The sequence below is a fragment of the Nitrospirota bacterium genome (assembly GCA_016180645.1).
Taxonomy (GTDB): Bacteria; JACPQY01; JACPQY01; order JACPQY01; family JACPQY01; genus JACPAV01.
Genome location: JACPAV010000018.1, coordinates 48,216 through 72,892, shown reverse-complemented (window position 1 = coordinate 72,892; position 24,677 = coordinate 48,216). Strand labels below are relative to the sequence as shown.

Annotated in this window: 19 protein-coding genes; 4 read left to right on the top strand and 15 right to left on the bottom strand. The window is 61.1% G+C overall.

Features of this window, described 5'->3' with window-relative positions; translation table 11 throughout:
• Positions 1–56: 56 nt before the first annotated feature.
• Positions 57–641 carry a hypothetical protein gene (locus HYT87_11665; protein MBI2060417.1) on the bottom strand — a complete coding sequence of 195 codons (585 nt, stop codon included), beginning with the start codon at positions 639–641 and terminating at the stop codon, positions 57–59.
• 90 nt (positions 642–731) lie between these two features.
• On the opposite strand from HYT87_11665, the gene HYT87_11660 reads away from it, so the two are divergent.
• Together HYT87_11660 and HYT87_11655 are read left to right on the top strand one after the other, a co-directional pair.
• Complete coding sequence (locus HYT87_11660) at positions 732–2,492, top strand: tetratricopeptide repeat protein (GenBank protein ID MBI2060416.1); 1,761 nt, start codon at positions 732–734, stop codon at positions 2,490–2,492.
• A gap of 196 nt (positions 2,493–2,688) precedes the next feature.
• Positions 2,689–3,246 carry a Uma2 family endonuclease gene (locus HYT87_11655; protein ID MBI2060415.1) on the top strand — a complete coding sequence of 186 codons (558 nt, stop codon included), beginning with the start codon at positions 2,689–2,691 and terminating at the stop codon, positions 3,244–3,246.
• 67 nt (positions 3,247–3,313) lie between these two features.
• On the opposite strand, the gene HYT87_11650 is transcribed toward HYT87_11655, so the two are convergent.
• The 14 genes from HYT87_11650 to HYT87_11585 all read right to left on the bottom strand — a co-directional run bounded on the left by HYT87_11650 (position 3,314) and on the right by HYT87_11585 (position 21,055).
• Positions 3,314–4,159, bottom strand: a complete 846-nt coding sequence (locus HYT87_11650) for a sigma 54-interacting transcriptional regulator (GenBank protein ID MBI2060414.1) — start codon at positions 4,157–4,159, stop codon at positions 3,314–3,316.
• Positions 4,156–5,478 carry a molybdopterin molybdotransferase MoeA gene (locus HYT87_11645; protein ID MBI2060413.1) on the bottom strand — a complete coding sequence of 441 codons (1,323 nt, stop codon included), beginning with the start codon at positions 5,476–5,478 and terminating at the stop codon, positions 4,156–4,158. Before HYT87_11645 ends, HYT87_11650 begins: the two co-directional genes overlap by 4 nt.
• Positions 5,479–5,487: 9 nt before the next feature.
• The gene (locus HYT87_11640; protein MBI2060412.1) at positions 5,488–6,252 is read right to left on the bottom strand and encodes a sulfite exporter TauE/SafE family protein; all 765 of its coding nucleotides are present in this window, start codon (positions 6,250–6,252) and stop codon (positions 5,488–5,490) included.
• Complete coding sequence (locus HYT87_11635; GenBank protein MBI2060411.1) at positions 6,249–7,295, bottom strand: bifunctional molybdenum cofactor biosynthesis protein MoaC/MoaB; 1,047 nt, start codon at positions 7,293–7,295, stop codon at positions 6,249–6,251. The genes HYT87_11640 and HYT87_11635 overlap by 4 nt, the downstream gene beginning before the upstream one ends.
• A complete protein-coding gene (locus HYT87_11630; GenBank protein MBI2060410.1) occupies positions 7,292–7,753 on the bottom strand; it encodes a molybdenum cofactor biosynthesis protein MoaE in 462 nt (153 codons plus the stop codon). Before HYT87_11630 ends, HYT87_11635 begins: the two co-directional genes overlap by 4 nt.
• A gap of 5 nt (positions 7,754–7,758) precedes the next feature.
• Positions 7,759–8,049 carry a MoaD/ThiS family protein gene (locus HYT87_11625; GenBank protein ID MBI2060409.1) on the bottom strand — a complete coding sequence of 97 codons (291 nt, stop codon included), beginning with the start codon at positions 8,047–8,049 and terminating at the stop codon, positions 7,759–7,761.
• Positions 8,039–8,698, bottom strand: coding sequence for a molybdenum cofactor guanylyltransferase (locus HYT87_11620; protein ID MBI2060408.1), 660 nt, complete (start codon positions 8,696–8,698; stop codon positions 8,039–8,041). Before HYT87_11620 ends, HYT87_11625 begins: the two co-directional genes overlap by 11 nt.
• Before the next feature lie 189 nt (positions 8,699–8,887).
• On the bottom strand, positions 8,888–9,874 hold the full coding sequence (gene moaA / locus HYT87_11615; protein ID MBI2060407.1) for a GTP 3',8-cyclase MoaA: 987 nt from the start codon (positions 9,872–9,874) through the stop codon (positions 8,888–8,890).
• 145 nt (positions 9,875–10,019) lie between these two features.
• Positions 10,020–12,140, bottom strand: coding sequence for a molybdopterin-dependent oxidoreductase (locus HYT87_11610; GenBank protein MBI2060406.1), 2,121 nt, complete (start codon positions 12,138–12,140; stop codon positions 10,020–10,022).
• A 68-nt stretch (positions 12,141–12,208) separates the two neighbouring features.
• A complete protein-coding gene (locus HYT87_11605; GenBank protein MBI2060405.1) occupies positions 12,209–13,804 on the bottom strand; it encodes a dimethyl sulfoxide reductase anchor subunit in 1,596 nt (531 codons plus the stop codon).
• On the bottom strand, positions 13,741–17,034 hold the full coding sequence (locus HYT87_11600; GenBank protein MBI2060404.1) for an FAD-dependent oxidoreductase: 3,294 nt from the start codon (positions 17,032–17,034) through the stop codon (positions 13,741–13,743). The genes HYT87_11605 and HYT87_11600 overlap by 64 nt, the downstream gene beginning before the upstream one ends.
• Positions 17,035–17,114: 80 nt before the next feature.
• Positions 17,115–18,350, bottom strand: coding sequence for a NarK/NasA family nitrate transporter (locus tag HYT87_11595; GenBank protein MBI2060403.1), 1,236 nt, complete (start codon positions 18,348–18,350; stop codon positions 17,115–17,117).
• A 260-nt stretch (positions 18,351–18,610) separates the two neighbouring features.
• Complete coding sequence (locus HYT87_11590) at positions 18,611–20,179, bottom strand: sigma 54-interacting transcriptional regulator (GenBank protein ID MBI2060402.1); 1,569 nt, start codon at positions 20,177–20,179, stop codon at positions 18,611–18,613.
• A 516-nt stretch (positions 20,180–20,695) separates the two neighbouring features.
• Positions 20,696–21,055 (bottom strand): DUF2203 domain-containing protein, encoded by a 360-nt coding sequence (locus HYT87_11585; GenBank protein MBI2060401.1) that lies wholly within the window; start codon positions 21,053–21,055, stop codon positions 20,696–20,698.
• 45 nt (positions 21,056–21,100) lie between these two features.
• On the opposite strand from HYT87_11585, the gene HYT87_11580 reads away from it, so the two are divergent.
• Positions 21,101–22,864: an ABC transporter ATP-binding protein gene (locus HYT87_11580; protein ID MBI2060400.1), complete on the top strand. Its 1,764-nt coding sequence runs from the start codon at positions 21,101–21,103 to the stop codon at positions 22,862–22,864.
• Positions 22,865–22,867: 3 nt separating this feature from the next.
• Positions 22,868–24,634: an ABC transporter ATP-binding protein gene (locus tag HYT87_11575; GenBank protein ID MBI2060399.1), complete on the top strand. Its 1,767-nt coding sequence runs from the start codon at positions 22,868–22,870 to the stop codon at positions 24,632–24,634.
• The last annotated feature ends 43 nt before the right edge of the window (positions 24,635–24,677 follow it).

Genomic DNA, 24,677 nt, shown 5'->3' with positions numbered 1-24,677 from the left:
AGCAACTGAAGATGCTCCCCTACGAATCGGCATTCTGTTAGAGGCTCCTAAAACCCCTAGGCGTCTTCGCGGCAGAGGACAAACCAGTTGTTCATCGGTTTGCCGTTCCGCGTGGCTCGCCCGATGGAAACGTGCTTGCTCACTCCCCGCATGAAGTCCCTCGTTTGATAGTAGACAAAACGGCTCAGGCCGGCTGAATTCGGCAGGATTTCCGGCCAACCGGAAGGCTTTCCGGAAGGAACGGACAGATAGTCAATGACGACCTCGCCCGCCTCGGCCGGCTTCGTCATGAAGTAACCCGGACCGGTGACGGGCTTGAGCAGTTGCTCGTTGTAACCCCACAATGAGGGTGGGGTGGTTGTGGAGTCGGGCCGGCACATGGGCTTCTGGAAATGGGTGAAGAAGGGGAGCGAATTTTTCCCGTGATGGATGACCGGTTTGAGGGGGGGAATGTTCTTGGGCACGAAATCGTCCAAGCTCAGCGGACGAAACCCTTTCGCCGCCTCAAAAAGGGCGGCCTGTTGCTTCGCCGTCAGGGTTCTCACCTCGCGCAGCCTCGTGGGGTGGTCCAACCCGTCCAGGTAGGCCGCCAATCCCTTCATGTCGATCTTTTCTTTCCCCAGGAAGTCTTGAATCGCCATCTTGCACCTCGTTTCTCAAGGGATGGTTTACCATAGAGGTTCGATTTCGACCAGTGGTGTGTCCGACGTGGTAAGATCCCGGCTCCTCGCATGAGTACGGTCTGGCGTTCCCGATGGGCGAATGGAATGGTTCTAACCTGTTTCCTTGCCCTCGGGTTGGGGCTGGCCTTTCCGGGTCTTCGCGCTCCCTTCATCCTCGACGATCAAATCCGAATCGTTGAGAACCTGGATATCCGGAGCCTGAAAGATCTTCCGAAGAAACTGATCTACCCTTATGGCCCTTATCCGGTCTACACGAGGAACGATCCATCACGGCCACTCGTCTCCCTCACCTACGCGCTCAACTACCGCATCGGAAAGCTCGACCCGCTTGGGTATCACCTGTTCGACGTTCTGGCGCACGTGGGCACGGCGTTTCTCGTCTTTCTCTATCTGCAGGTCATTTTTTCGCGGATGGGATTGGACGGCGGGCGAATACTCGCCGCCTTTCCAGCGGCGTATTTCCTCTGCCATCCCGTGATGTTTGGGACGGTGATGTATGCCTACGGCCGATCGGACACGCTTTCCGCATTTCTCATCGTGCTCACGCTGGTCCTCTATGCTCGTGCGCACTCTCCGGGTTCATTCGGGAGTCGCCTCGCTCCGTTCTGTTTCGTTCTCGTCCTGTTGACCAAGGAATCAGCCGTGGTCATTCCGTTTGTGTTGTTGGCTCAGGATATCTTGGTCGGTGTGGACCATGAGAGTGGACGGGAAAGAAGCAGATTGAGGAGGTGGCTGCCGTATTTCGCCATTGCCGCCCTATATGTCTTGGGAAGGTGGGCATACTTCGGCGGGATCGGCGACTTGGTCGGCGGCAAGAACGCCTGGTCGCGATGGGCCTACACGTCGGTCCAGCCCTTCGCCATCGTTCAGTACATTCGCATGCTTTTCGTACCCACAGGCCTGGCGATCGATCACTTCATTCAGCCGTCCACCCTGACCGTAGATGACAAGATTCTTGGGGTGCTCACGCTCGCGGGGATCGGAGCGGCCTTGTGGCGGTGGGACCGAACCGGAACCCCGGTTGGTCGATGCGCCCTCTTTTTCGGTATCCTGTTCTTCGCGCTTTTGGCGCCGACGAGTTCCTTCTTCCCGACAGTCGATGCCCTGGTCGAACGGCGCCTGTATCCGGCGGGCATGGCGGTCTTTTCTCTCAGCGCCCTTTTGATATCAAAGGTATTACGGAATTCCGGACCCACAAGGCATGTTTTTCGCGTGGCTATGATTCTGCCTCTCGCGGCTTTCTCGATGGTGACGGTCCAGCGCAACCGAATGATCAACGATCCCGCCGAAGTGTGGAAGGATGTCCTCAAAACCTACCCGGACAGTCCCCGCGCTCTCAACAATTTCGCCGTTCTCCTTCAGGTCAGGGGGAAGGTGGACGACGCCTTCGATCTCTACGAGAGGCTGATTGCCTTCAATCCAAACGACTACATCGCCCACATGAATCTCGCGCGGATCCATGAGAATCCGTCTTCGGCTCATTTCGACCGGGCGAAGTCGCGTAGCCACTACGAGATCGCGATTCAAATCGAACCTGCGTTCGCCGACGGCCACTACAATTTCGGGCGACTCCTCCACCTGGAAGGCGACGTGGAGGCTGCCGAGAGGGAATACCTGCGGGTCCTTGAAATCAACCCTGCCTACGTGCAGGCCCACAACAATCTGGGGCTCCTCTATTTTCACCAGGGTCGGACGAAGGAGGCGGAAAACCGAATCCGCTGGGCGATTGAACTCGATCCCACCTACGCCCCCGGGCAGGCGAACTGGGAAATGATTCATCGTCCAGAGCCGGGACCGCGCGCTCCTTGACAGAGCAACCGCCCGGTGTAGCATCCGGATAGCACCATGTTGCGCAATGTTTGGAACAGATTGGGGGCAGGGTGGCTCCCGGCAACATGGTACATACGCCCCGCCTTTATTCGGATCTGCGACAGGAGAGCGGGGCTACCGCACCGCGACCAAGCCCGGATCTGTTTCCTGCATTCCTCAACGCGGTACTAGGGATATGGGCATTCTGCCTGCTCGAAGAATAAAGCTGACCTACGATCACTACCTTCTGTTCCCAGAGGATGGGAATCGTCACGAAATCATTGAGGGGGAGCACTACATGAGTCCAGCGCCGGAAACGCAACATCAAAGAATTATTGTCAAGCTTGCACGTTTGATGGGGAACCATCTTGAGAGGTCGGGTCAAGGGGAGATTCTGGTGGCTCCGACGGACGTTGTTTTGTCGGACACAAACGTTGTTCAACCGGATCTCATCTATGTTTCGAAGGAAAACGCGCGGATCATCACGAAGGCCAACATCAGAGGAGTGCCGGACCTGATCGTCGAGGTCTTGTCCCCGGGGTCCGCCAAGAGGGACCAATCGCTCAAGAAAGATCTCTACGCTCGCGCCGGCGTGAAGGAATATTGGATCGTCGATCCCGCCAAGCGCGCCGTGGATGTTTTCCGGCTCGGCAAGTCAGGCTATTCCCCTCCGAAGCGCTTCACCCGCAGAGACACCCTTCGGGCGGTCCTCGTCCCCGGCTTTTCCGTCAGCGTGGGGGAACTCTTCAAGTAGCGCGAACAAACGGGGACAGTGCGAACCACTCTCAAATAGAGTATACGGTCGCCGTTTATTCTGTATTCTACCCGGACTGGAGGATCCAGGAGGGGAGGTGAGTAACCCGGAGGGCGTTGTGGCCGGCCCGTTCGGAGGCCTGAAAAATCGTATTCCTGAGCTCGAGAATGTTTCCAGGCCAGGGATATCGCATCAGCGATTCCAGGACTTCTGCATCCAACGGCACGTCCTTGCCGGTGGCCTCCTGTGCGAAGGAGCCGGCGAGGATCGGAATTTCCTCGCGCCGCTCTCTCAATGGGGGTATCCGCAAAGTATAGGTGCTCATCGAGTAGTAGAGATCGGCGCGAAACCCATCTCCTTCGATTTTGTCGGTAAGTCTGAGACCCGCTGAGCTGATGAGTCTTAGGTCAGCCCGGTGAGGTTCGGTCGAATGGATTGGAAAGAATTCTCCCTTTTCGATGAGCCGCAGGATCTCCCCTTGTGTCTTGTGAGGAAGTTCATCCACGTTGCTAAGGAAAAGGCTGCCCTTTCCGGCCTGAGAGGCGAGTCCCTGTTTTTCCCATCGATCGCCATTCCATTCCCCGAAGAGTTCCCGCCTGACGATCTCGTCCTCCAAGCCGACGCAATCGAAACTGAGGAAGCGGTCCGCCATTCGCCCGGACTCTGAATGAATGTATCGAGCCAGCGTACTTTTGCCCACTCCCGTTTCGCCCAAGATGAGCACGGGCTCCGGGTGCACGGCAATTCGCCTCGCCTCCCGGCAGATGGCGGCCATGACGGGCGACCGGGCGAAGGAGGAACCGTGCGGTGTAGGATTCGCGGCGTGCCGAAGGGGTCCGCCGGCGGGAGGAGGAGTTGGAGAGGTGATCGCGACCGCTTCCAATCTACCGCGCGATCGTCTGGCGGGATTCATGCGATCTCCCCTCCCGCGGGATGAAGCCGGCCCATGTCCCGTCCCCGGAGTTTTCCCGCCTCCACGGCGATGGACCGGAGCCGCGCCCCAGGCAGAAGGTGTGCCCGAACGAGCGAACCCTTCGTGACCGCGCGAAGATCCGCATCCAACACGACCCATGCGTTGGCCCGGGCCAGATTGGAGACTTGGTAGGATTCCTGTCCTTCAAGAATCTCGGCGACAAGACCGTTCTCTGATTGTTCGACACACGCTCGAAGGAAGTGCGTTCGTCCGGCCTTTTTCGTGATGCTCTCGGTGATTCTCGCGGGTGACTCTTGCAGGAACCAGTTTCCCTCTGGAAATCCCATCATGCGTTGAACCGCGGGCCGCACGTATTCGTAGAGGCAGACCAGGACCGCGATCGGGTTTCCGGGAAGGCCGAAAATCAATTTGGAATCGGCTACGGCAAAGGTCATCGGTTTTCCCGGCTTTTGAGACACGCCGGCGAAAAGCTCCTGCGCGCCGACGCGCTTCAGGACTTCGCGAACGACATCGTAGTCACCCGCCGATACTCCTCCGGAGAGGATGACGACCTCGCTCTGCCGGATGGAGCGACCCAGGACCACCGCCAGATCATCGGCCGAATCTCTCACCACCGAGCCCGGCTCCGGATCGATTCCCATCTCCCGGAGGAAGGCGCCGATGAGCGGTGAATTGACGTCGCGGATCTGGGCCGCTCCCGGTGTCTCGGAGAACGGCACCAGCTCGTCACCGGTCACGATCATGCTCACGCGAGGCCGACGACCTACGGTCAAGCGGCTTCTCCCCGACGCCGCGGCGAGGAACAACGAGGGCGCGTCCAGCACGTGGCCCGGCGCCAGAAGTCTCCTCCCGCACGGGACATCGGATCCGCGCCGACGAATGTGGTTTGCCGGAGGGACCGGTGCGCGCAGGAGAATGCGTCCGTCATGTTCCTCCACCGCTTCCTTTTCAACCACGGCGTCCGCAAGGGGGGGGACCACGGCCCCCGTCATGATTCGGATGGCGGCCGAGCGTGCCAACGCCAGCGCCGAGGCGTCTCCCGCCCGGATAACACCCTGCACGCTGAGCGAAACCGGCGTTTCGGCTCCGGCCCGCTTGGTGTCCTCCGAGCGGAGGGCGAAACCATCCATCGCCGACGCGTCGAACGGCGGCATGTCCGTGGTAGCCGAGATCTCTTCCGCAAGAACATGTCCGAGCGCGTCTTCAAGCGCCATGGCCGTAGGGGGCAGGGGGAGGGCGCGGTCAAGAACTTTTCTTCGGGCTTCATCCACGGAGATCAGAAAACCCTGTTTTCCCATGGGGGTGCTTCAGGAGACTCGGGCGAGGGTGTCCAACCCGTGCTTCAGGGCAGCCACGACGAGAACGGCTCCCAATACCCTCACCAAGGCGGCACGTGAAAGTTTCTGCGCCCCGGCCCAGCCTCCGAACGATCCGCCGAGGAACCCGGCCACCAGGAGCGGCCAGGGCCAGGAGGATGCGGCGGCGAAGTCCGCGTGACGCGCCACCAGCCCGGAGAGTGAATTGAGAACGATGAAACCGCTGGAGATGGCCGCGGTCGCTTTCGGGTCGGCCCATCGAGCCAGGATGAGAAGGGGACTGAGGAACACGCCGCCTCCGATGCCCACCGCACCGGATAGAAATCCAAGAAAGGCCCCTGCGGGGAGAGTGACCGCAAGCGAGGGCCTGGGCCTGAGGGATGCGGGTGTGGCCGAATGGGGACTCGCCAGCAGCAGGAATCTTAGCCCTGCGGCGAGCAGACTCAGTGAGAGAAGGATGGAGGTGGTCGTACCACGCAGCGGAACGGCGCCACCCAGGAAGGCCGCCGGTACGGACGTTGCCGCGAACGCGGCGAGGATCTTCCATGGGAGAAGTCCCTGCTTTGCATATCGGATGAAAGATCCGATGGCGACCGCGACATTCACGACAAGCACGAACGGGATCAGTCCGGGCGTCAGGATTCCCGCGAGAGACATCAGGGCGAGGTAGGCCGTGGCGCCCCCGTGTCCTACCGAGCCGTAGAGCGCCCCCGCGGCGAAAAATCCGGGGATGAGCCAGAGGGGGAAGTCTGTCATTCCAAGGGTTTCTTCTTTTTTCTTCCGGCGTCGCCCCCTTCGGTTCGCTTCGGCCCCCTCCGGGGACGGTGATCGGAAGGGTATGAGGATCGGCACCGGGACGACGAGTGGATTGCAGGTGGGGTCCCGGCGTCGTGCTGCGGATTGTGGCGCGCAATGCGGAACACGTGGAGGAGCGCAGGAAAGAGCGCCTGCATGGATTCTTTGGCCCCACGCGAGCTGCCGGGGAGGGTGACGATGAGCGTCCCGTTCCGGAAGCCTGCAATACCGCGCGAAAGCATGGCGTACGGAGTGCGTCGCTGACCGTAGCTCCGCGCCGCCTCCATGACGCCGGGGATCTCGCGCCGGATCACCGCCCGCGCGGCATCGACCGTCACGTCCCGCGGGCTGAGGCCCGTTCCGCCTGTTGTGATGACCATGTCCATCTTGTATTCATCCGAGTAGCGCACCAGGGCCTCGCGGATTTGGGCCGTCTCATCCGGCAGGATCTCGTATTTCTCGACTTTGACCGGTTGCGATTGGAGGGCTTCCACGATGGCTTTTCCGGCCTTGTCCTCTTTGGCGCCGGAGTGGACGGAATCGGAGAGGACCAGGACCGCCACCCTGAGGGGCGACGCCACCGCCTCCGCGAAATCGGACTTTCCTCCGGTTTTCTCGACGAGTCGAATGGACTCGATAACGAGTTCGTTGTCGACCGGTTTCAGCATGTCGTACACCGTGAGAGCGGCCACGCCGGCCGCGGTCAGCGCCTCCATCTCGACGCCCGTCTTCGCAATGGCCTTCACCTCGGCGGTGACGATCAGCCAATGATCGAGGCTCGTCATTTGCACGTCGACGTGATCGATGGGGATCGGGTGACAGTAGGGGATGATTTCCGAGGTGCGCTTCGCGGCCATCACTGCCGCGACCCGAGCGACAGGGAGCGGGTCCCCCTTGGGCAATTTCCCCGCGGCCATGAGTGCGGGCGTCCCGGCCCCCACGCGGATCTGGGCCTGGGCCTTCGCGGTGCGCAACGTCTCAAATTTCTCGCTGACGTCTTTCACGTTTGGATCTCCTTCTCAGATTGGGGCGCAGATTGGAGCGGCTTGCCGTCGAGCCACTCGGAGGAACCGTCCTCGTAGTGTTCCTTTTTCCAGATGGGAACGCGGACCTTCACCGCCTCGATGGCATCGCGCACGGCGCGGAAGGCCTGGTCGCGATGCGCGGACGAAGCCGAAATGAAAATTGACGCTTCCCCCACGGGGACGCGTCCCAACCGATGGATGAGGACGCCTGGGCCGCCCGCGGTCCTCTCCATTTCCTCGAAGATCTGCGATAGGGCGGCATCCGCCAATCGCTCTTCCGCCTCATAGTCGATGCTGGAAACGGTCCGGCCCTGATTCGCACGGCGGACGGTTCCGGAAAAAATCACCGTGGCTCCGCACTCAGGATCCCCACTCCGCGGAAGGAGTTCCTCCTGCCGGAGTTCGCGGCGGGTCAGGTGCCGAGGCCGGTCCTCCATGGCGATCAGCCTCCGCTCACCGGCGGGAGGACGAGCACTTCCTCGCTGCCGTTGAATTGGTAGGCATCCGTGACCACCATGGCCGGTCGGGCGTCGAGCGGGTCCGCCGTCTCCCCGGGCAACCGCTCCACCACGGCCAGCGCCAGGCTTCGTTCCATTCCGGACAACCGAGGAAACCGCTCCGAAAGCAATCGGCGGAAGTCGGCGACCGTGACGGGGGGTGAAACCTCCATGAGTGCCGCCGAGAGTCCGGCCAGCTCCTGGGCCTTTGCGTAGAAACGGACGCTAACCTGCATGGGCGGTTCTCGCGTGAACGGTGCTTGAAGGGGTGGTGGGCGGGGAGATCGTCAGTGCTTCCAAATCAGCCGGTGTGTTGATATTGGCGAACTGCCGGGAGTCCTCCAACGTGAAATCGCAGAATCGGACCCTGTGCGGGGGGAGTGAGTGGATGAACTTTTCCGGAGAACGGCCGCCGTTCCGGACGAACAATTCAAGTTCGCTCGCGCACTCACAGGAGTAGACGGAGGCGAGCGGCTCGATGCCCCTGGGGGTCCGCGGCACACACAGGGCGGCCAAAGGATCGGAGGCCATTCTGAACAGCCTTTGGATTGTTCCGGTTTCCAGCAAAGGCAAGTCGGAGGACGTGACGAAAACGTAATCATGTCCGACGGTGGCGAGGGAAGCCATCAGGCCGGCGATGGGCCCTTCCACTTCCGGCCGATCCAGCACCGTTCTCACCCCCGGCCAAGAAATCCCGTCCATGGATTCCAGCGTCGCCATCTGGCTTTGATCTCGCACCGAAAGAATAAGGGGCCAGCCGAGGGATTTCGCCTTGTCCATCATGATTCCGAGCAGGGGCCTGCCTCTGAACCTGGCGATTCGCTTGTCCGATCGGAATCGGCTCGATTGGCCGCCCGCGAGGATGGCAAATGCTATCGAAGACATCGGCAATTACTCCAGCTCGGTCAGTGCAAAGCGATGGCCAACCGAGCGATCTGAACTACCAGTGCATTCCAATGGTTACTCGGTTTTCCACAGTCTGATACACCAAATGGGAAGTCTCTGCCAGGGGACTTCTCAATTGTGGAAACGATCGGAACCGAAGATGGATGGTTGATCGGAGTTTCGGAAGTGCTATCCGCCGATTCTGACCATCCCACGCTGCGGAGGCAAAAAGTCGGGTTCGGCAATCCGGTGTCCCCACTCCTTCCCGTAGACGCCGTTCACGATGAGGGCATGGATTTCCTCATCGGGCGCAGATCGTCGAAGCGGCGTGCACAGGTCGATTTCCGTGTGCGCGAAGAGGCACGTTCGGAGCCGGCCGTCCGCCGTCAGCCGAAGCCGGTTGCAATGGGCGCAGAAGGGCCGGGTCACCGAGGCGATGAACCCGACTTCACCCTTGCCGTCCTCGAACGCGAAACACCGGGCGGTTTCCGAGGCGGTTCGAGGGATCACCGGCACGAGAGGGAATCGTGCGGAGATGGCTTCGAGAATGAAGTCCGTGGGGACGACCCGATCGCGCGTCCACTCCCGGCCGGAGTCAAGCGGCATGAATTCGATGAATCGGATCGGACAGCCGGTCTCGCGCGCGAAATCCACGAGGTTGAGGATTTCTCCGTCGTTTTCTCCGCGAATGAGCACGGTGTTGAGCTTGATGGGAGAAAAGCCCGCGGCGCGCGCCGCATCGAGGCCTTGAAGCACCCGATTCAGGGCCCGGCGCCCGGTGAGCCGGGCGAATACGTCGGGCTGAAGTGAATCGAGGCTGACACTGACTCGCTTGAGACCGGCTCCGGCCAGGTCTCTGGCCACCTCGGCCAGAAAAAATCCATTCGTTGTGAGCGCCAAGTCTTCAATGCCGGCCATACTCGAAAGTTTCGCGACGAGATCCGGAAGGTTCTTTCGGAGCAGCGGTTCGCCTCCCGTCAGCCGGAACTTCCGGATTCCGCGTTCCGCGAAAAGTCGCGCAAGCCGGTCGATTTCTTCAAAACTCAGAAGGGGGGGGCGGCCACCGTGAAGATGCTCCTCTTCCGGGAGGCAATAGGTGCAGCGGAAATTGCAACGCTCGGTGACGGAAATTCGCAAGTCGCGCGGTACACGGCCGAATCGGTCCACCAAATCCATCCGGGGATTGCTTCGCAGTTGCCCGTGCAGCAACCTGCTCGCAATGACTTCCTGTGATGTCGTTGCGAGGGAGATCGGCGCCTGGGGCGTCGATCCCGTGGCAACCTCGTTCCCGGCATCGCCCACGCTCGATGCCGCCCGCAGGTCAGACGGGTTCAATCCGAACGGCGCACTGTTTGTAGTTGGGTTCACGGGAAAGGGGATCGAATGTGTTGAGGGTGAGCGCATTGGCGTTCGTTTCGAAAAAGTGAAAGGGGACGAAGACCTGACCCGGCGCGACCGTTTCAGTGATTCGAGCCGGGATTCCGGACACGCTTCCCCGCTGGGATCGGAGGGTGATCCGCTGGCGGTCCCGGATCCGGAGTCGCGCGGCATCCCTGGGGTTCACTTCCACCCACGCTTCCGGTGAGAGCGTTTCGAGGATTTCGACCTCGCGCGTCTTGGTGCGTGTGTGCCAGTGTTCCACGGTTCGTCCGGTATTGAGGATGAAGGGGAACTCGGGGCGCGGTTCCTCCGGGAGTTCGGCCCAGTCGACACACCACAGTTTCGCCCGGCCCGTGGCGGTCGGAAACTCGCCGCTGGAATACAATCGCTCATCTCCGGGGCGGTCGTGGTCCGGGCAGGGCCATTGGATGCTTCCCTCCCGGTCGAGCCGACCGTAATTCATGCCCGAATAGTCGCACAGCCTGCCCCGGCTGACCCGTGCCCATTCATTGAAGGCATCCTCCGGGGTGGTCCAGCCGGGAAAGAGCCGATCGGCCCAACCCGCGCGCCGCGCCAGATCGAGAATAATGTCGAAATCGGTGCGGCATCCGGCCACGGGGGGAACGGCCGCACGCACACGCCCCACGCGGCGCTCCGAGTTGGTGAACGTGCCTTCCTTTTCACCCCAGATCGCGGCGGGCAGGAAGAGGTGAGCGCGCTCCGCCGTGGGAGTGGGGTAGAAGCCATCCTGAACGACGAGAAACTCCAGTCGTGAGAGGGCATCCTCTGTGTTGGCCAGATTCGGGAACGAGGCAATGGGATTCGTTCCAATGATCCACAATCCCTTGACTCGGCCGTCGATGACGGCGTTGATGATGTCCGGGTAGGCGCGACCACGCGCAGCCGGCAGTTCTTCCGGCCCGATTCCCCACAGCCGGGCCAGTTCGTTGCGCGAAACGGGGTCGTCATACGCTCGGTATCCGGGGAGGCTGGACGTGAATCCTGCCTCGCGCGTCCCCATGGCGTTACATTGTCCGGTGATGGAAAAAGGCGAGGCCCCTTCCTTCCCCACATTCCCCGTGAGGAGGGCGAGGTTGTTGATCGCGTTGACCGTCTCCGTGCCTTGGTCGCTGTGGTTCACGCCCATCGTCCAGGCGATCAAGGGTCGCTTCGCCTCAGCGTAGAGTCGCGCCACCCGCATGATCAGTTCCGGTGTGAGACCCGTGATTTCCGACACGCGTTCAGGAGGATACGCGGCCAGATGCTCCCGGAGGGCGTCGAATCCGTCCACGTGCTCGGACACGTACCGACGATCGATCCAACCTTCGCGGAGAAGGATATAGGCGAGGCCGTTGAACAGGGCAAGATCCGAACGCGGTCGGATGGGGAGGTGGAGATCCGCGAGGAGTGCCGTCTTCGAAGCGCGGGGATCGACCACGATGACCGTCTTCTTCGGGTTTTTCGCCAGGCGGTGCGTCAGAATCGGATGATTATCGTAGATGTTGGCTCCGACGAGAAGGATGACATCGGACGTTTCGAAATCGAGGTAACTCCCGGGTGGACCGTCGCTCCCGAACGAACGCTTGTATCCGGCCACGGCGCTCGCCATGCAGAGCGTGGTGTTTCCGTCGAAATCCGGCACGCGCATTCCGAGTCGGACCAGCTTTCCCAGCGCGTAGAATTCCTCCGTGACCAGTTGTCCGGTACTGAGCACGGCAAACGCCGCTGATCCATATCGAGATTGGAGGCTGCGAACGCGACCGAGAAATAGATCCAAGGCGTCGTCCCATCCAATCGGGTGCGGTTTTCCATCCGCTCCCCGGAGAATGGGCGCGCGTGCGCGAGAGGGTGCTCGGAGGGTGTGGTGTTCGGAGAGTCCCTTCGGGCACAATTTCCCCTCGTTCACGGGATATTTCGGATCGCCTTTGACGGCCACGGCCTCACCCTTCTTGACACCCACATACATCCCGCAGCCGACGGAGCAATAGCCACACACCGTTTGTACCCACCGATCCGGGATCGTGTCGGCGGCCATGACTCCGAAGCGGGAATCCTTCCCCATCCGTTCGCGACTCAGCAGCTCGGACTCTCCGATCCACGACCGGAGTTTTCGCCAGAGTGGACCTACTGTCATGGCAGGCGCCGGCTGAAGGGTGTTCCGGGGATCGTTCCGGGAATACTCATGGGAACCACGGTGACGAAAAACAGATATCGGCCCATCAGCTCGCCGGCGAGGAGCAAGCCGAGGCCGATGGCAACAAGCAGGGGATTCAGCCGACCGGAGACCCCGAGAGGAAGGAGGATGCCGCCGACGATCAGCATGAGAATGCGGACGGCCGCATGGTTCAGAAAATCCGTGAAAAGCAGAGACCGGGTCCCTTGGATTTCGCGTCGCGAGTCGCGGCGAGTCAATATCAGCCAGACCAGCTCCATGGCCAGCAAGGTCGCGGCGGCGCCCAACGTCACCCATCGGCAGAGTTCGGCGAAATCCAGTGATCGGGCCGGCGTCCAGGAGGGAACGCACGCGACCAACACACCCGCGAGGGCCGGGCCGAGAATCAGTGAACTGAGCAGGAACGAAGCCGTGGTGCGGGGGGAATCCCACGAAGGCCGGGCGGGCACGCGGTAGATCCGGGCCGTGCAGTAGAGGGAGGCCAGACCCAGAAGGACGGCGCATCCCTCCAGAACGCGGAGGGTTGCGGAGGGCAGGGTAGACCACACTTTGGGAATCAGCACCGCGGCGGTCGTCAGCGCTGCAAACGCGCCAAACGATCCGATCTCGCGGCTCAGCCAGGAGTGTCGCCAGTTCCTCAGCGCCCGGTACGCGCGCAAGGGCCTTCCCAAATGGAGCGTGGCGGCGAGGAGTGACAGCATCACGATCGAGAGGGGCAGCAAGATCGTGTTCGCCGAAACGGGGTCGGGCGCCGAACGCAGCCGGGCCACCCAGAACATGAAGAGGGTGCCGACGGCCATTTGCGTCAACACGGTGAAGAGCACCAGCGGGAGATGCGGCTTTTCGGGATGGAGCCGAAATCGGGCGGCCACCGCATGGTCCCCATGGAGCAAATCGGTCCCGGCGGAGGAACGTCCGTCTGGAAACGAGAACCGGGTCGTGCTGTACGTCATCCGTACCGAAGGGAGACCCGGGGCGTCACCCGAGTCCGGTCGTTCACGCCATTCCCGTGTGTCAACGGTCTCGATGGCCAGGGCATCGGTGGGGCACGTGCTCACGCACGCCGGCCACTGGTCGTTCATCAGCTCCTCAAAACCCATGTCGCACTTGGTGACGATGTGACGGGCCTTATCGTACTGAGGCACGGTGTAGGGGCAATTCCAGACGCAATACTCGCAGCCGATACATTCCTCATCGATGTGGCGGACGATGCCCGTTCGCGGGTTTTTGACGTACGCCTCCGTCGGACAGCCCTTGAGGCAGGCGGGATCGAGGCAGTGATTGCACGCCATGGAGGTGAAGAGCCGTCTCGCTTCGGGGTAGGAGCCGATCTCGCATTCACCCACGCGCCTCCAGAAGAGGTTGGACGGATTTCCGTGTTGTTCGTTGCAGGCGACCATGCAAGCGTTGCAACCAATGCATTTGCCCACATCCACGTGGAACCGGAGCTGCTCCTCCGGCCCCAGCGATTGAACCAGGCCGAGCGGGCTTACGCTTCGGCCGCGTGATCCCCGAACAGCTTGGTCTCGATCGATTGGATTTGGAGTCGCCATTCCACCAGTTTCTTCAGCTCGGCCGTCCCCTCCCGGGTACCGACGAGGATGGCCCCGATGGGGAGGCCATGCCGATAGTCGATCCGCCGATATACCTTTTTCACCGGGTCCAAGAAGGTTTTTGACTCTGTACCGTTGCTCCCCGAAGCGCCAGGAACGGCAGCGGAGGGTGCGGGAATGGGAGCGATTTCCCCAATGGAAAACACCGGGTAGTCCCAACATTTCAGGATGGTGGCCGGGATGAAACCCGAAAATCGCTTCTCTTGGCCCATGGCGTTGGCCGCCGCCACGCGCGCCTGCTCGATCGCGTTCGCCCACAACCCCACCACCTGGCCCCTCCACTCGGTGACATCTCCCGCGGCATAGACCGAATCGCTGGAGGTCTTCATCCGATCGTCGACCTGAATGCCGCGCTCGCAACGGATGCCGGATGCGGAGACCCAGTCGATATTGGGCTTGATGCCCGTGGAAACGACCACGAGATCGGCCTCGAACTCGCGACCGTCCGTCGTCCGAATCAGGTACGACGTCCCGCTGGATTCCAGCGCGGCAACCCCCGCCCCGACATGGACGTGAGTGCCCTTCGAGGATATGTAGGCTGCGAGCAATCCCGCGGCCTCCGCATCGAGCTGGCGGGGCATGAGGTGAGCGGCATACTCAAACACCGATACGCGGGCACCTCGCTTCAGCAGCCCGTGGGCTGCTTCGAGCCCCAGCACCCCCCCCCCGATCACCGCCGCGCGGGTGGCCTCCGAAGCAGCGGCAAGAATACCGCGAACATCTTCCAGCGTGCGCAGCAGGTAAGCTCCGGGAGTCGCCCCACGATAGAACGGCGGGGTCAACGCCCCACTCCCGTGCGCCAGAATGAGGACATCGAAACCGATCTCCTGACCGGTAGAAAGCATGAGGCGACGTAGGACCGGGTCGAGGGCAACGGCGCGGCTCCGCGTCACCACCTCGATCCCCTGCGTCACGTACCAATCGGGTGAATAGTCGAAGAGGTGGGTCTCCTGGATTTCGTCGGACATCCACCGTGTGAGGCCCAATCGATTGTAAAAAGACACCGCTTCATCGGTGATGATCTGCACATGCGCCTCAGGGTCGACCTGCCGGCACGTTTGCGCGGCGACGTGGGCCGCGATGCTCCCACCCACAATGACGACCCGTTTGCCGCTCCGATCCCGCGTCGCCGCTTTTGCAGGCTCCGTGCCAGCGTAGAATTGGTCCGTTCCCGAAGCGCACACGGGGCAAATCGTCGGCGGCCTTTCCCCTTTCTGTTCGAAACGGCACGACCGGCAACTCCAAGTGGTGAGTGCCGGAGGGGCCGGAGTCCCTGAAGGTTCGGCTGAACGCTCCCGAACCGTAATTTCTCCCGATGCGCTCTCGGCGGCATCATAGATTTCGAGGCTGAGCCCGGGCACGGTACTGCACGCCCCGGTGGTCAAGCTGAATCGGTAGGCATGCAAGGGACAAATGATTTCATCGCCATCCACGACGCCCTCATCAAGCGGGGCATTCTCGTGGGGACACACATTCGAAAAGGCGCACAGGCGACCGGCATTCCTGAGCACCGCAACGGGTTTGCCGCCCAACGATGTGACCGCCGCACCCGATGAGGGAATGTCGTCCTGGCGAAGGGTGGCGATTGACGCGGCCGATGGGGGGTTGACTGAACCGCTCGAACGGTTCGTGGGATTTCCATCCAAGGAAACCTCCCGCCCTCTCTTCCGCAGCGCCTCGACCAGTTTCTCGCGCGGGTGATACTTCACCATTGAAACCAAAAAATCCTCGACCTCCCCCACGGGGATGTCTTCGATCACCCGGAGGGGACGTGTGGCTCCGGGCCCCGAACGTCCGCCGACGAAGATGTCCACGCCATCCTGAACCGTCCCATTGATCTTGATCTTCTTTCCGAGAAAACCAATGTCCGCCTGCTGATGGTTCCCGCATCCCGCCGGGCAGCCGGACCAGTGCATCGTAAGAGGTTGAGTGGACGGGAGTCGCGCTTCCAGTGCGCGCGCGGTCTGGATCGCGATGTCCTTCACTTCTATGACGGCCAGATTGCAGAAATCGGTGCCCGTGCAGGCGACCAACCCCCGCATGATCTCGGTGGGCGCATACGGAAACTCCTTCACAAAGGGCTCCTCCAACAGCGAGCCGAGTTTGGCGTCGGGCACGTGAGGGAGGATCAGATTTTGGTTGCTCGTGAGGCGGATCTCGCCGTCGCCATAAGCCTCGCTCAGGTGGGCGGCTTCGCGGAGTTGAGCGGTGGTCATTTTGCCGACGGGAACGGTGAGACCGACGTAGTTGAGTCCCGCATGTTTCTGCCGGAGGACGCCGACGTGATCGACATGCCGCCGGGTCGAACGCCGGTCTTCACCCTCGCCCGCCAGCTTCCGTCCGACGCGCTCTTCAACTTTCAACCTGAATCGTTCCGTGCCCCACTCATCCAGCAGGAACGAAAGACGGGCCCGATTGCGCTGTTCGCGGTGACCGAAATCCCGGTACAGGGCGAGTATGGCGAGACACACACCCACGGCTTCGTCGGGTGTGACGAATACGTTCAGTGGCGATGCAGGCCGGTATCCGCCCGAGCCGTTTTTCCCCCCCACGAGCACGTTGAATCCCGGGGTACGCGAACTGTCCGGCGAAAGGGCAGGGACCAGTGCGAGGTCCTGCGTCTCGGCGTGCGTGCAATTTTCCAAGCAACCCGTGATGGAGACGTTGAACTTGCGGGGTAGATTCGAGTACAGCGGATTGCCGAGGTAGGTGTTCGCGAGTGCCTGTGCCACGGGCGCCGCATCGAAAAGTTCCTGTGGAGTGAGACCCGCCGCCGGACAGCCGCAGATGTTGCGAACGTTGTCCATTCCCGTCTGCATCGCGTGGAGACCGACGCTCTTGAGCCGCGCGAAGATTTCCGGCACCCGCTCGATGGCCACCCACCGGAGCTGGACCTGCTGGCGGGTGGTGAGGTGGACGAATCCCCGCCCAGTCTCGTCGGCGAGATCGGCCAGCACTCGAAATTGCTCTGCGTTCGAGAGGCCGTTCGTCATGCGGACGCGGATCATGAAGAATCCGGGCGTCGGGTTTCGTTGGAATACGCCGTACCATTTCATCCTCTGCGCATCGGATTCCGTCATGCTGCCGCCGCCCCGCTCCGCGAATCGATAGATGTCCCACAGGGAATCCAGTCCGTCCTTCTCGGCCTTCAAAACTTCGACCTTGTTCACCCCGTACCTATCCTAGCCGTCGTATCTTCAAGCACCGAGACGGACCTCGCGGTGTCCCAAGGATAGGTGCGGGGTTCACGTCATCGCCCTCCGACTGACACCAGGACCGTTTCCGAGCGGACTTCACGGGACGAACCCGACCATCTCTCCCAGTCCTTCCGGACGAAGCGCAGGACCCCCGCGCAGAAAACAATCCCCACGGCGAACGCCCCGAAACCGGCGGCATACGTCCCTAGCGTCTCCTTCAGCACACCCAGCAGCGGAGGTAGACAAAACCCGCCGACGCCTCCGGCCGCCCCGATCCAGCCGGTGGCCACGCCGATCTCGTCCCGAAATCGTTGCGGCACAAGTTGGAAGACTGCCCCGTTGCCCAGGCCGAGAACCCCGAGCGTAAGGAATGCCAGCGCCACCGCCACACCCAAGGTCGGAAGGCAGGCGAGTCCCAGGATGAGCACGGCAACGACCGAGAAGAAGAGCGACAGGGCCCGGAGTCCACCGGTTTGATCGGCCAAGGCTCCGCCCACCGGTCTGAGAAAAGATCCTGACATGACGCAGAAGGCCGTCAGCGTTCCGGCCATGACTTTCGAAACGCCGTATTGATCGTGGAAGAAAATGGGCAGGAAAGAGCCGAGACCGACGAACCCGCCAAACGTCAAACTGTAGAACAGGTTGAAGAACCAGAGATCCCCTTCGGCAAGAATCGAAAAATAGCCCGAGAGCTTTTTTCTGGGAGGCAGGACGGGCTCCCGCGCGAGGAGCAAGAAGGCCACAAACACGAGGACGAGTGGAATCAGGGCCAGCCCCATCACGGCATTCCATCCGAAGGCGTCGGCCAGTCGCGGCGCGAAGAGGGCGGTCAGGACCGTTCCGCTGTTTCCCGCGCCGGCAAGCCCCATGGCGAGTCCCTGATGCTTCGCCGGATAGTTCCTCGAAGCGAGCGGGAGTGCCGCGGCGAAACTGGCGCCGGGAATTCCCAGTAGAAGGCCTACACCTAGGATCTCGCCGAATCGCTCCGCGCCGAGCCAGCCCCAGAGTAGCGGAAGGGGAGTCAGCGTCATCGCCAACAGGGCGGATTTCTTCGGGCCGATCCAATCGGTCAGGATGCCCATGAAGATTCGGAAAAATGCGCCGCCGAGGATCGGAATCGCAACCAGGAGTCCCTTCTGCGATGGCGATAGCCCGAGTTCCGCTGAAATGTGATTTCCGAGCGGACCCAGGAGAACCCAGATCATGAAACTCATGTCGAAAAACAGGAAGGCCGCAACCAGCGAGGGGAAGTGGCCGCTCCGAAGAGCTTCCTTCAGGTTTGCACTCATGTAGACCTCCAAGGGCAACATTCGTGCCGAGGTCCAGTCGCGTCGTGCCAAATGAGTTGAAAGAACAGGAGAAAAGATGCGCCCGTCCACTCCGATAAACAGAACTCATTCCTTCACGTGCACGTGGCACGCTTTTGTACGGAGGTACAGAAGCGTACGGTGGTGTTCCTATTGAGGCTTAGCTTCGATAGCCGCTATCGAGGCTAAGCCTCTATAGGTGAGCGATGGTCTGGGGCTAGGGACGAGCGGTTGCTCTGCGGCTACTGAAACGGTGTCGGATCGCGCCGGATACCGAACTTCTTGATCCGGTGTCCGATCTGGCGCCGGGTGATCCCGAGAAGTCGCGCGGCTTTCTCTTGAACTCCATCGGCCTGCCGTAGTGCTTCAACGATCTTCTCGCGTTCCAGGTCACGGAGCGTTCCGAGAGACGGTGGAGAGGGTTCCGTGGAAAGGGCGGTGGCGGGGCGTGGTGTTTGATGCGGGTCGAGCCCGTGCAGCACGATATTTTCCGGTCGAACCGCGCCGCCCGGTGACAAAACGACGAGTCTTTCGACGAAATTTTCGAGCTCTCGGATGTTCCCCGGCCACGAGTATTCCCGTAGCATTTGGATGGCCTCCGCTGTCAGGCTCACGTCCTTCGCGTGCTCGCGATTGGCCGCATCGAGGAAGAACGCCGCGAGGATCGGGATGTCTTCCACCCGTTCCCGCAAAGGCGGCAGCGTGATCGGCAGAACATTCAGTCGGTAGTAGAGATCTTCTCTGAGTAGTCCTCTCCGAACCAGATCTTCCAGAGATTGATTCGTGGCGGCGATGACCCGTGTGTCGACGCGCAGCGGCCGGGTTCCACCCAGCCGTTCGAAGGTCTTCTCCTGTAAGAACCGGAGAAGTTTCACCTGCACAGGCAGGGGAATGTCGCCGATCTCGTCCAGAAACAGCGATCCACCGGAGGCGGTCTCCACCAGACCGGGTTTATCCCTCAGCGCCCCGGTGAATGCCCCTTTGTGATAGCCGAAAAGCTCACTCTCGAAGAGCGCCTCCGGGATCGATGCGCACACGACTTTCACAAACGGCCCTCTGGAGTATCGGCTCGATTGGTGAATGGTCTCGGCCGCAAGCCCCTTCCCCGTGCCGCTTTCGCCCCGGAGGAGAATCGGCGTCTTGGCATGGCTCACCGTGGCGATCAATTCGACGATCTTGTGCATGGCTCGGCTCTCGCCGACCAGCCGCTCCATGGCGTGCCTCTTTCCCTTCGGGGCGATCGAGGATTTCGCCGGCATGGATTCGGGAGGAGTCGGCGTCAGAAGTTTCGACCAAAAATTGCAGACGGAGTAGATGAGACGCGTCAACTCCTGGGTCGGAAGCCCCTCCGATGCCTCGTACTCAAGCGCCAACACGCCACACACGCGCTCGGTGGTTCTGATCGGAACGGCGAGGAAGCCCCATTTCCGTTCCCCCGACCAGGATTGTGCATGATCCCATGGCAGCGGCTCGCGGCTCGAATCCGCGAGCGAGGCAACGATCGGCGAGCCGTTCTTGAACGCTTGTCCGATCAGTCCTTCACCGGATTTGAAACTTGCCCGCTGGCGTTCCTCCGGCGAGAGGCCGTAGCCCTCAGTGATCCGTAGAAGGCCGCTCCGGCCATCCTCCACCACGAAAATTGCCCGCTTCAGATGAAGCATTTCGGAGAGCACGTGGAGTCCCCGACGGATCTGCTCCTGCGGCTTGAGGTTTTGGCGGAACGTCTTGCTGATTTCGTAAAGGATCTCAAGCTGCGCCAAGTAGCTCTGACCCTGCCAACGGCGCAGATCGTGCGACCTCTGCTCTGCCACGAGTACGGCGCCTACCAATTCATTGGGTGGATCCCGATCGACGCGCCGTACGGTCGCCCCGCTTCCACAAGGATTCAATACTAGAGGCGGGGCGTACGCACCATGTTGCCGCAGGTAATAAGCCCTTTTGTTTGAGGTAATACCCGAGCAACATGGTGTCTCTAGACAAAGTGAGCAGATTCCGTGCCATGAAATACAATTCTGTTCTTGGCCTCAATGCATCGAATTGAGATAACACAAATTCCAAACCACTCTTGGTACAACAGTTCCTATTCGTAGTTCTATGCAATCAGATGGTGCGGCATGCACCACAAATGTGCATCCCAGGGTTGTGGCTTGGGCGGGGGGCGTGCTAGAGTCGGGTCATGGCCGAAGATGAAGCCCAACTCACGACTGAGCCATTGCAACGGGCTACAGACATTTCAGAAGCCCTGCGTGGTCTCCCGGAAGGGGGTGGGGTCACGATGGATTGGGATTCTGAGTCTCGACCGCAGGCGGCTTGAGCCTGCTCCTGAGCTACTGAATCCGCTGCCGACCGCGGAAACCGTCTTCGTACGAGTGGAAATAGCCCAAGTCTTCTTCAGGATGCTTCCAACAGTAGTATCCGTGACCGCTGTCGAAGTCGACGAGCCAAACGCCTTTGACCTCGCAACCCAAATCGACGATTCGGTCGGCCCACTCGTTCAGAAGATTTTCGTAGTCTTGGTGGAGGGCCGGGGATTGCGGATCTGTTTTCGGGGTGGTCCGGAGATCGGCGAGCATGAGGTCCGCCTTGGTTGCCGCCTCGCGGGTAATCCGCCGGATGTCGGGCAGAAGCTTCCTGGCCTGCTCGAACGAGAAGGTCCTCTTCACAATGATTTCCGGTTGTTGACTCAACAGGGAACGATTCTAGCATGGGCGGAGTCTGTGTAAAATAGGCGGATGCTGAAAGATTTCGTCGGCTACTTCAAAGAGCACCGCCGAACCTACCTCTGGGGGATTGCGGCTCTTGCGGCCGTCGATCTCCTGGACCTTCTCCCGCCGCTGGTGATCATGTGGGGAGTGGACGCGCTTACGGCCCATCTTCCGGAACATCGGCTCCTGCTTTTGGCGTTCCTCTATGTGGCCATCGTGGCGGGCCAGGGACTCTTCCGTTTCCACTGGCGCATCCGGTTCATGGGCAACGCGCACCGGATCGACCGATCCCTCAAGATACGGTTGCTGTCGCGACTCGTGCGCCTTCCGATCAACACGTTTCACGAAAAATCGACGGGAAATCTGATGGCGCGGGCGACGAACGACGTGCAGGCCGTAAAGGATGCCATGGGGCTGGGGCTGCTCATCTTCTTCGACGCGGTGTTCTACTGCCTGACGATCCCGCCGCTCATGCTTCATCTCTCGCCAAAACTCGCTCTCCTCAGCTTCATTGCGCTCCCCGGAGTGCCTTTCTTCGTCTTCATCGTCGGGGGCGTGATCGACCGCCGATTTACGAAAGTTCAAGAGGCTTTCGAAATGATGACCGAACGCGTTCAGGAAAGCGTGGCCGGCATCCGAGTCGTGAAGTCGTACAATCTCCAGGAGGACGAACAGAAGCGGTTCGGCGAGGCCTGCGGGTGGTATCGGAAGCACGGCCTGAGTCTGGCGAAGACGGAATCCTATTTCGCGCCCATCCTTGAATTCTCCACGGCCATCGGCGTGGCCGTGCTTCTTTTTGTGGGAGGTCCGGACGTCATGACCGGGGCCATCACCATCGGGACCTTCGTCGCCCTCAAGAGCTACATCGGGAAGATGGTCTGGCCGATGAGCGCGTTCGGCTGGAGCTTTTCGATGTTCAAGGAAGGCGGCGCCTCTCAGCGGAGAGTGCAGGAGGTGCTCGCATCGGTTCCGGAGGGCAATGGGGACGGCTCCGTGAGCGCGGCTGCCGCCGCCCCGAACGGCGACGCGGTTCGATCCATCGATTTCCGCTCGGTCCGGTTCACCTATCCGGGCGAATCCCAGCCTGTGCTGTCGGAATTGAACATGCGAATTGAGGCGCCCTGTCGCCTCGCGATCGTCGGTCCCATCGGCGTCGGAAAGAGCACACTCGTGCAGCTTGTCACCCGACTCTATGATCCGCCCCGCGGCACCGTGTTTGTGGATGGCCGGGATGTGTTGGATCTCACGCCGGCCGGCCTGCGAAAGCGGTTCGCCGTGGTCCCGCAGGAACCGTATCTCTTCTCGGATACCGTACGAGAAAACGTGCTGCTCGAAGCAGAGAGTGGGAACGGCCGGGACCAGGGAATCGAAGAGTTGGCGCACCTGGCTTCCATCCGCGAAGAAATAGAAGGCTTCCGAGGACGCTACGACGCCGTCCTCGGGGAAAAAGGCATCAACCTTTCCGGGGGGCAGAAGAAGCGCGTGGCCATCGCCCGGGCACTGGCAAAGCGGTCGCCCGTCCTGATTCTGGATGATCCGTTCTCCGCGGTCGATCACGAGACCGAGGCGAAGATTGCCGCGTCGATCCGTTCTCTTGACCGCTACGGCCTCTTGATCCTGATCACCCATCGCCTCAGCTCGATTACGTGGATGGACCGCATCTGGGTCATGGAGGGCGGCCGTGTGGTGGAAGACGGCACCCACGATGATCTGATGCGGAGAGACGGACTCTATGCGCGCCTCTTCCGTCGGCAGCAGGCCTTGGCCTCGATGATGCTGGAGGAAGACTGAGGCATGGACACCTACGCGGCGGAAGATGCGGTCAAGGGGCCCACGGACTATGGAACCCTCGCGCGCCGGCTCCTGCCGTTCATCCGGAAATATCCGCTCCTCTTCTGGGGCGGCTCGTTCTTTGTCGTCCTCTCGATGCTGCTGGGCAGCGCGGTGCCGTACTTCGTGGCCCGGGCCATCGACGAGGGCATCCTCCGGAACGATCGCCGTGTTCTCTACCTCATGGGCGGCCTGGTCCTCGGCTTTGAGGCCGTGCGGGTGGCCACGCAATCGGCCTACCGGTACCTCCTCCAGGCGATGGGACAAAATGTGATGCTCGACTTGCGCACGGATCTCTTCCGGCACGTCCAGAAACTCCCCGTCTCCTATTTCGACCGGCACCCCACCGGCCGCGTCGTGACTCGACTCACGAACGATGTGAGCGCCCTCGGCGACCTCTTTTCATCCGGGCTGGTCGTCATCGTCGGGGATGTGTGCGTCATCGCCGGTTCGGTCGGGTTTATGGCGGCCATGAACCTGAAACTCACGCTCCTGTTTCTCCTCACGTTTCCCCCCATGGTCTGGGCTTCGATGTACTTCGCCCGCAGAATGAAAGGGATCTACCGTGAAATCCGTCGCAAGCTCGCGCTGATCAATGGATTCCTGGGAGAGCGGCTGAACCCCACGGCCATGTCGACCATCAAGCTGTACAACGCGGAGGAGAAAACCTCATCCCGGTTCGCCGCGATCGTGGAAGACTACTTCCAAGAGCTGATGCACTCGACGCGGACCTACGGCATGTTCCATCCCATCATCACCGTGCTGACTTCCATCGGGGTCGGCCTGATCCTCTTTCAAGGCGGGCACATGTATCTGGAGAACCAGGAAATTACCATGGGCGTGCTGGTGGCGTTCCTCTCGTACAGCCAGAACCTCCACACGCCCATTCGGGACATGATCGACAAGTTCAACATCTTCCAGGCCGCGATGAGCTCCGGGGAGCGCGTGTGGACCGTGTTCAATGAACCCCCCGAGGTGGGGTCAAGTCTTGAATTGACACAGGTTGCGGAATTCGAACCTGTATCAATTCAAGACTTGACCCCAAGGGGGCCGGCCCGAGTGGATTTCGACCACGTCAGCTTTCACTACATCCCGGGCTCACCCGTTCTCAAGGACATCAACCTTTCGCTGGTACCGGGAAAGCGGAATGCCCTCGTGGGCGTGACCGGATCCGGCAAAACCACCGTCGCGCACCTGATGGTACGGTTCTATGAGCCGTCGGAAGGTCGGATTCTCCTGGATGGGGTGGACCTCCGCCGGATGTCGCGCGAAGACGTGCGGCGGAGGATCGGCCTCGTTTCGCAAGAGCCTTTTCTGTTCTCCGGATCGATGGAGCGGTTCTTGAACGAACATCGGAACGGGGCAGGAGATGTCGCCCGCTGGCTCGAGCGCTACGGCCTCGAATCCCTTCTGGACAAGTTGCAACGGAATATTCGCGGCGGTGGCGTCAATCTCTCCATGGGCGAACGCCAAGTCTTCTCCCTGGTGAGGGCGTTGGCCTACAACGCGAAACTGGTCATTTTCGATGAAGCGACCTCCTACGTGGATCCCGAGGCGGAGCACAAGATCCGGCAGATCCTCGCCGACGCCTTCCGCGACCGCACGCTACTGGTCATTGCCCACCGGCTGTCCACCATCGCCGAGTGCGACCAGGTCTGGGTGCTCAGCCGTGGTGAGCTGGTCCAGCAGATGACGGGCGAGGAGTTCCGCAGGACGCTTCCGCCCGCGTGAACGCCGTGTACGGAGCCTAATCGATCGGAAACGGGTAGCCTAT

Excerpts from the sequence above, each read along its gene's own strand:
- HYT87_11665 (MBI2060417.1), bottom strand. The coding sequence starts at position 641 with ATGGCGATTCAAGACTTCCTGGGGAAAGAAAAGATCGACATGAAGGGA.
- HYT87_11660 (MBI2060416.1), top strand. The coding sequence starts at position 732 with ATGAGTACGGTCTGGCGTTCCCGATGGGCGAATGGAATGGTTCTAACC.
- HYT87_11655 (MBI2060415.1), top strand. The coding sequence starts at position 2,689 with ATGGGCATTCTGCCTGCTCGAAGAATAAAGCTGACCTACGATCACTAC.
- HYT87_11650 (MBI2060414.1), bottom strand. The coding sequence starts at position 4,159 with ATGAATCCCGCCAGACGATCGCGCGGTAGATTGGAAGCGGTCGCGATC.
- HYT87_11645 (MBI2060413.1), bottom strand. The coding sequence starts at position 5,478 with ATGGGAAAACAGGGTTTTCTGATCTCCGTGGATGAAGCCCGAAGAAAA.
- HYT87_11640 (MBI2060412.1), bottom strand. The coding sequence starts at position 6,252 with ATGACAGACTTCCCCCTCTGGCTCATCCCCGGATTTTTCGCCGCGGGG.
- HYT87_11630 (MBI2060410.1), bottom strand. The coding sequence starts at position 7,753 with ATGGAGGACCGGCCTCGGCACCTGACCCGCCGCGAACTCCGGCAGGAG.
- HYT87_11625 (MBI2060409.1), bottom strand. The coding sequence starts at position 8,049 with ATGCAGGTTAGCGTCCGTTTCTACGCAAAGGCCCAGGAGCTGGCCGGA.
- HYT87_11620 (MBI2060408.1), bottom strand. The coding sequence starts at position 8,698 with ATGTCTTCGATAGCATTTGCCATCCTCGCGGGCGGCCAATCGAGCCGA.
- moaA (MBI2060407.1), bottom strand. The coding sequence starts at position 9,874 with ATGGATTTGGTGGACCGATTCGGCCGTGTACCGCGCGACTTGCGAATT.
- HYT87_11610 (MBI2060406.1), bottom strand. The coding sequence starts at position 12,140 with ATGGGGAAGGATTCCCGCTTCGGAGTCATGGCCGCCGACACGATCCCG.
- HYT87_11605 (MBI2060405.1), bottom strand. The coding sequence starts at position 13,804 with ATGGCGACTCCAAATCCAATCGATCGAGACCAAGCTGTTCGGGGATCA.
- HYT87_11595 (MBI2060403.1), bottom strand. The coding sequence starts at position 18,350 with ATGAGTGCAAACCTGAAGGAAGCTCTTCGGAGCGGCCACTTCCCCTCG.
- HYT87_11580 (MBI2060400.1), top strand. The coding sequence starts at position 21,101 with ATGCTGAAAGATTTCGTCGGCTACTTCAAAGAGCACCGCCGAACCTAC.
- HYT87_11575 (MBI2060399.1), top strand. The coding sequence starts at position 22,868 with ATGGACACCTACGCGGCGGAAGATGCGGTCAAGGGGCCCACGGACTAT.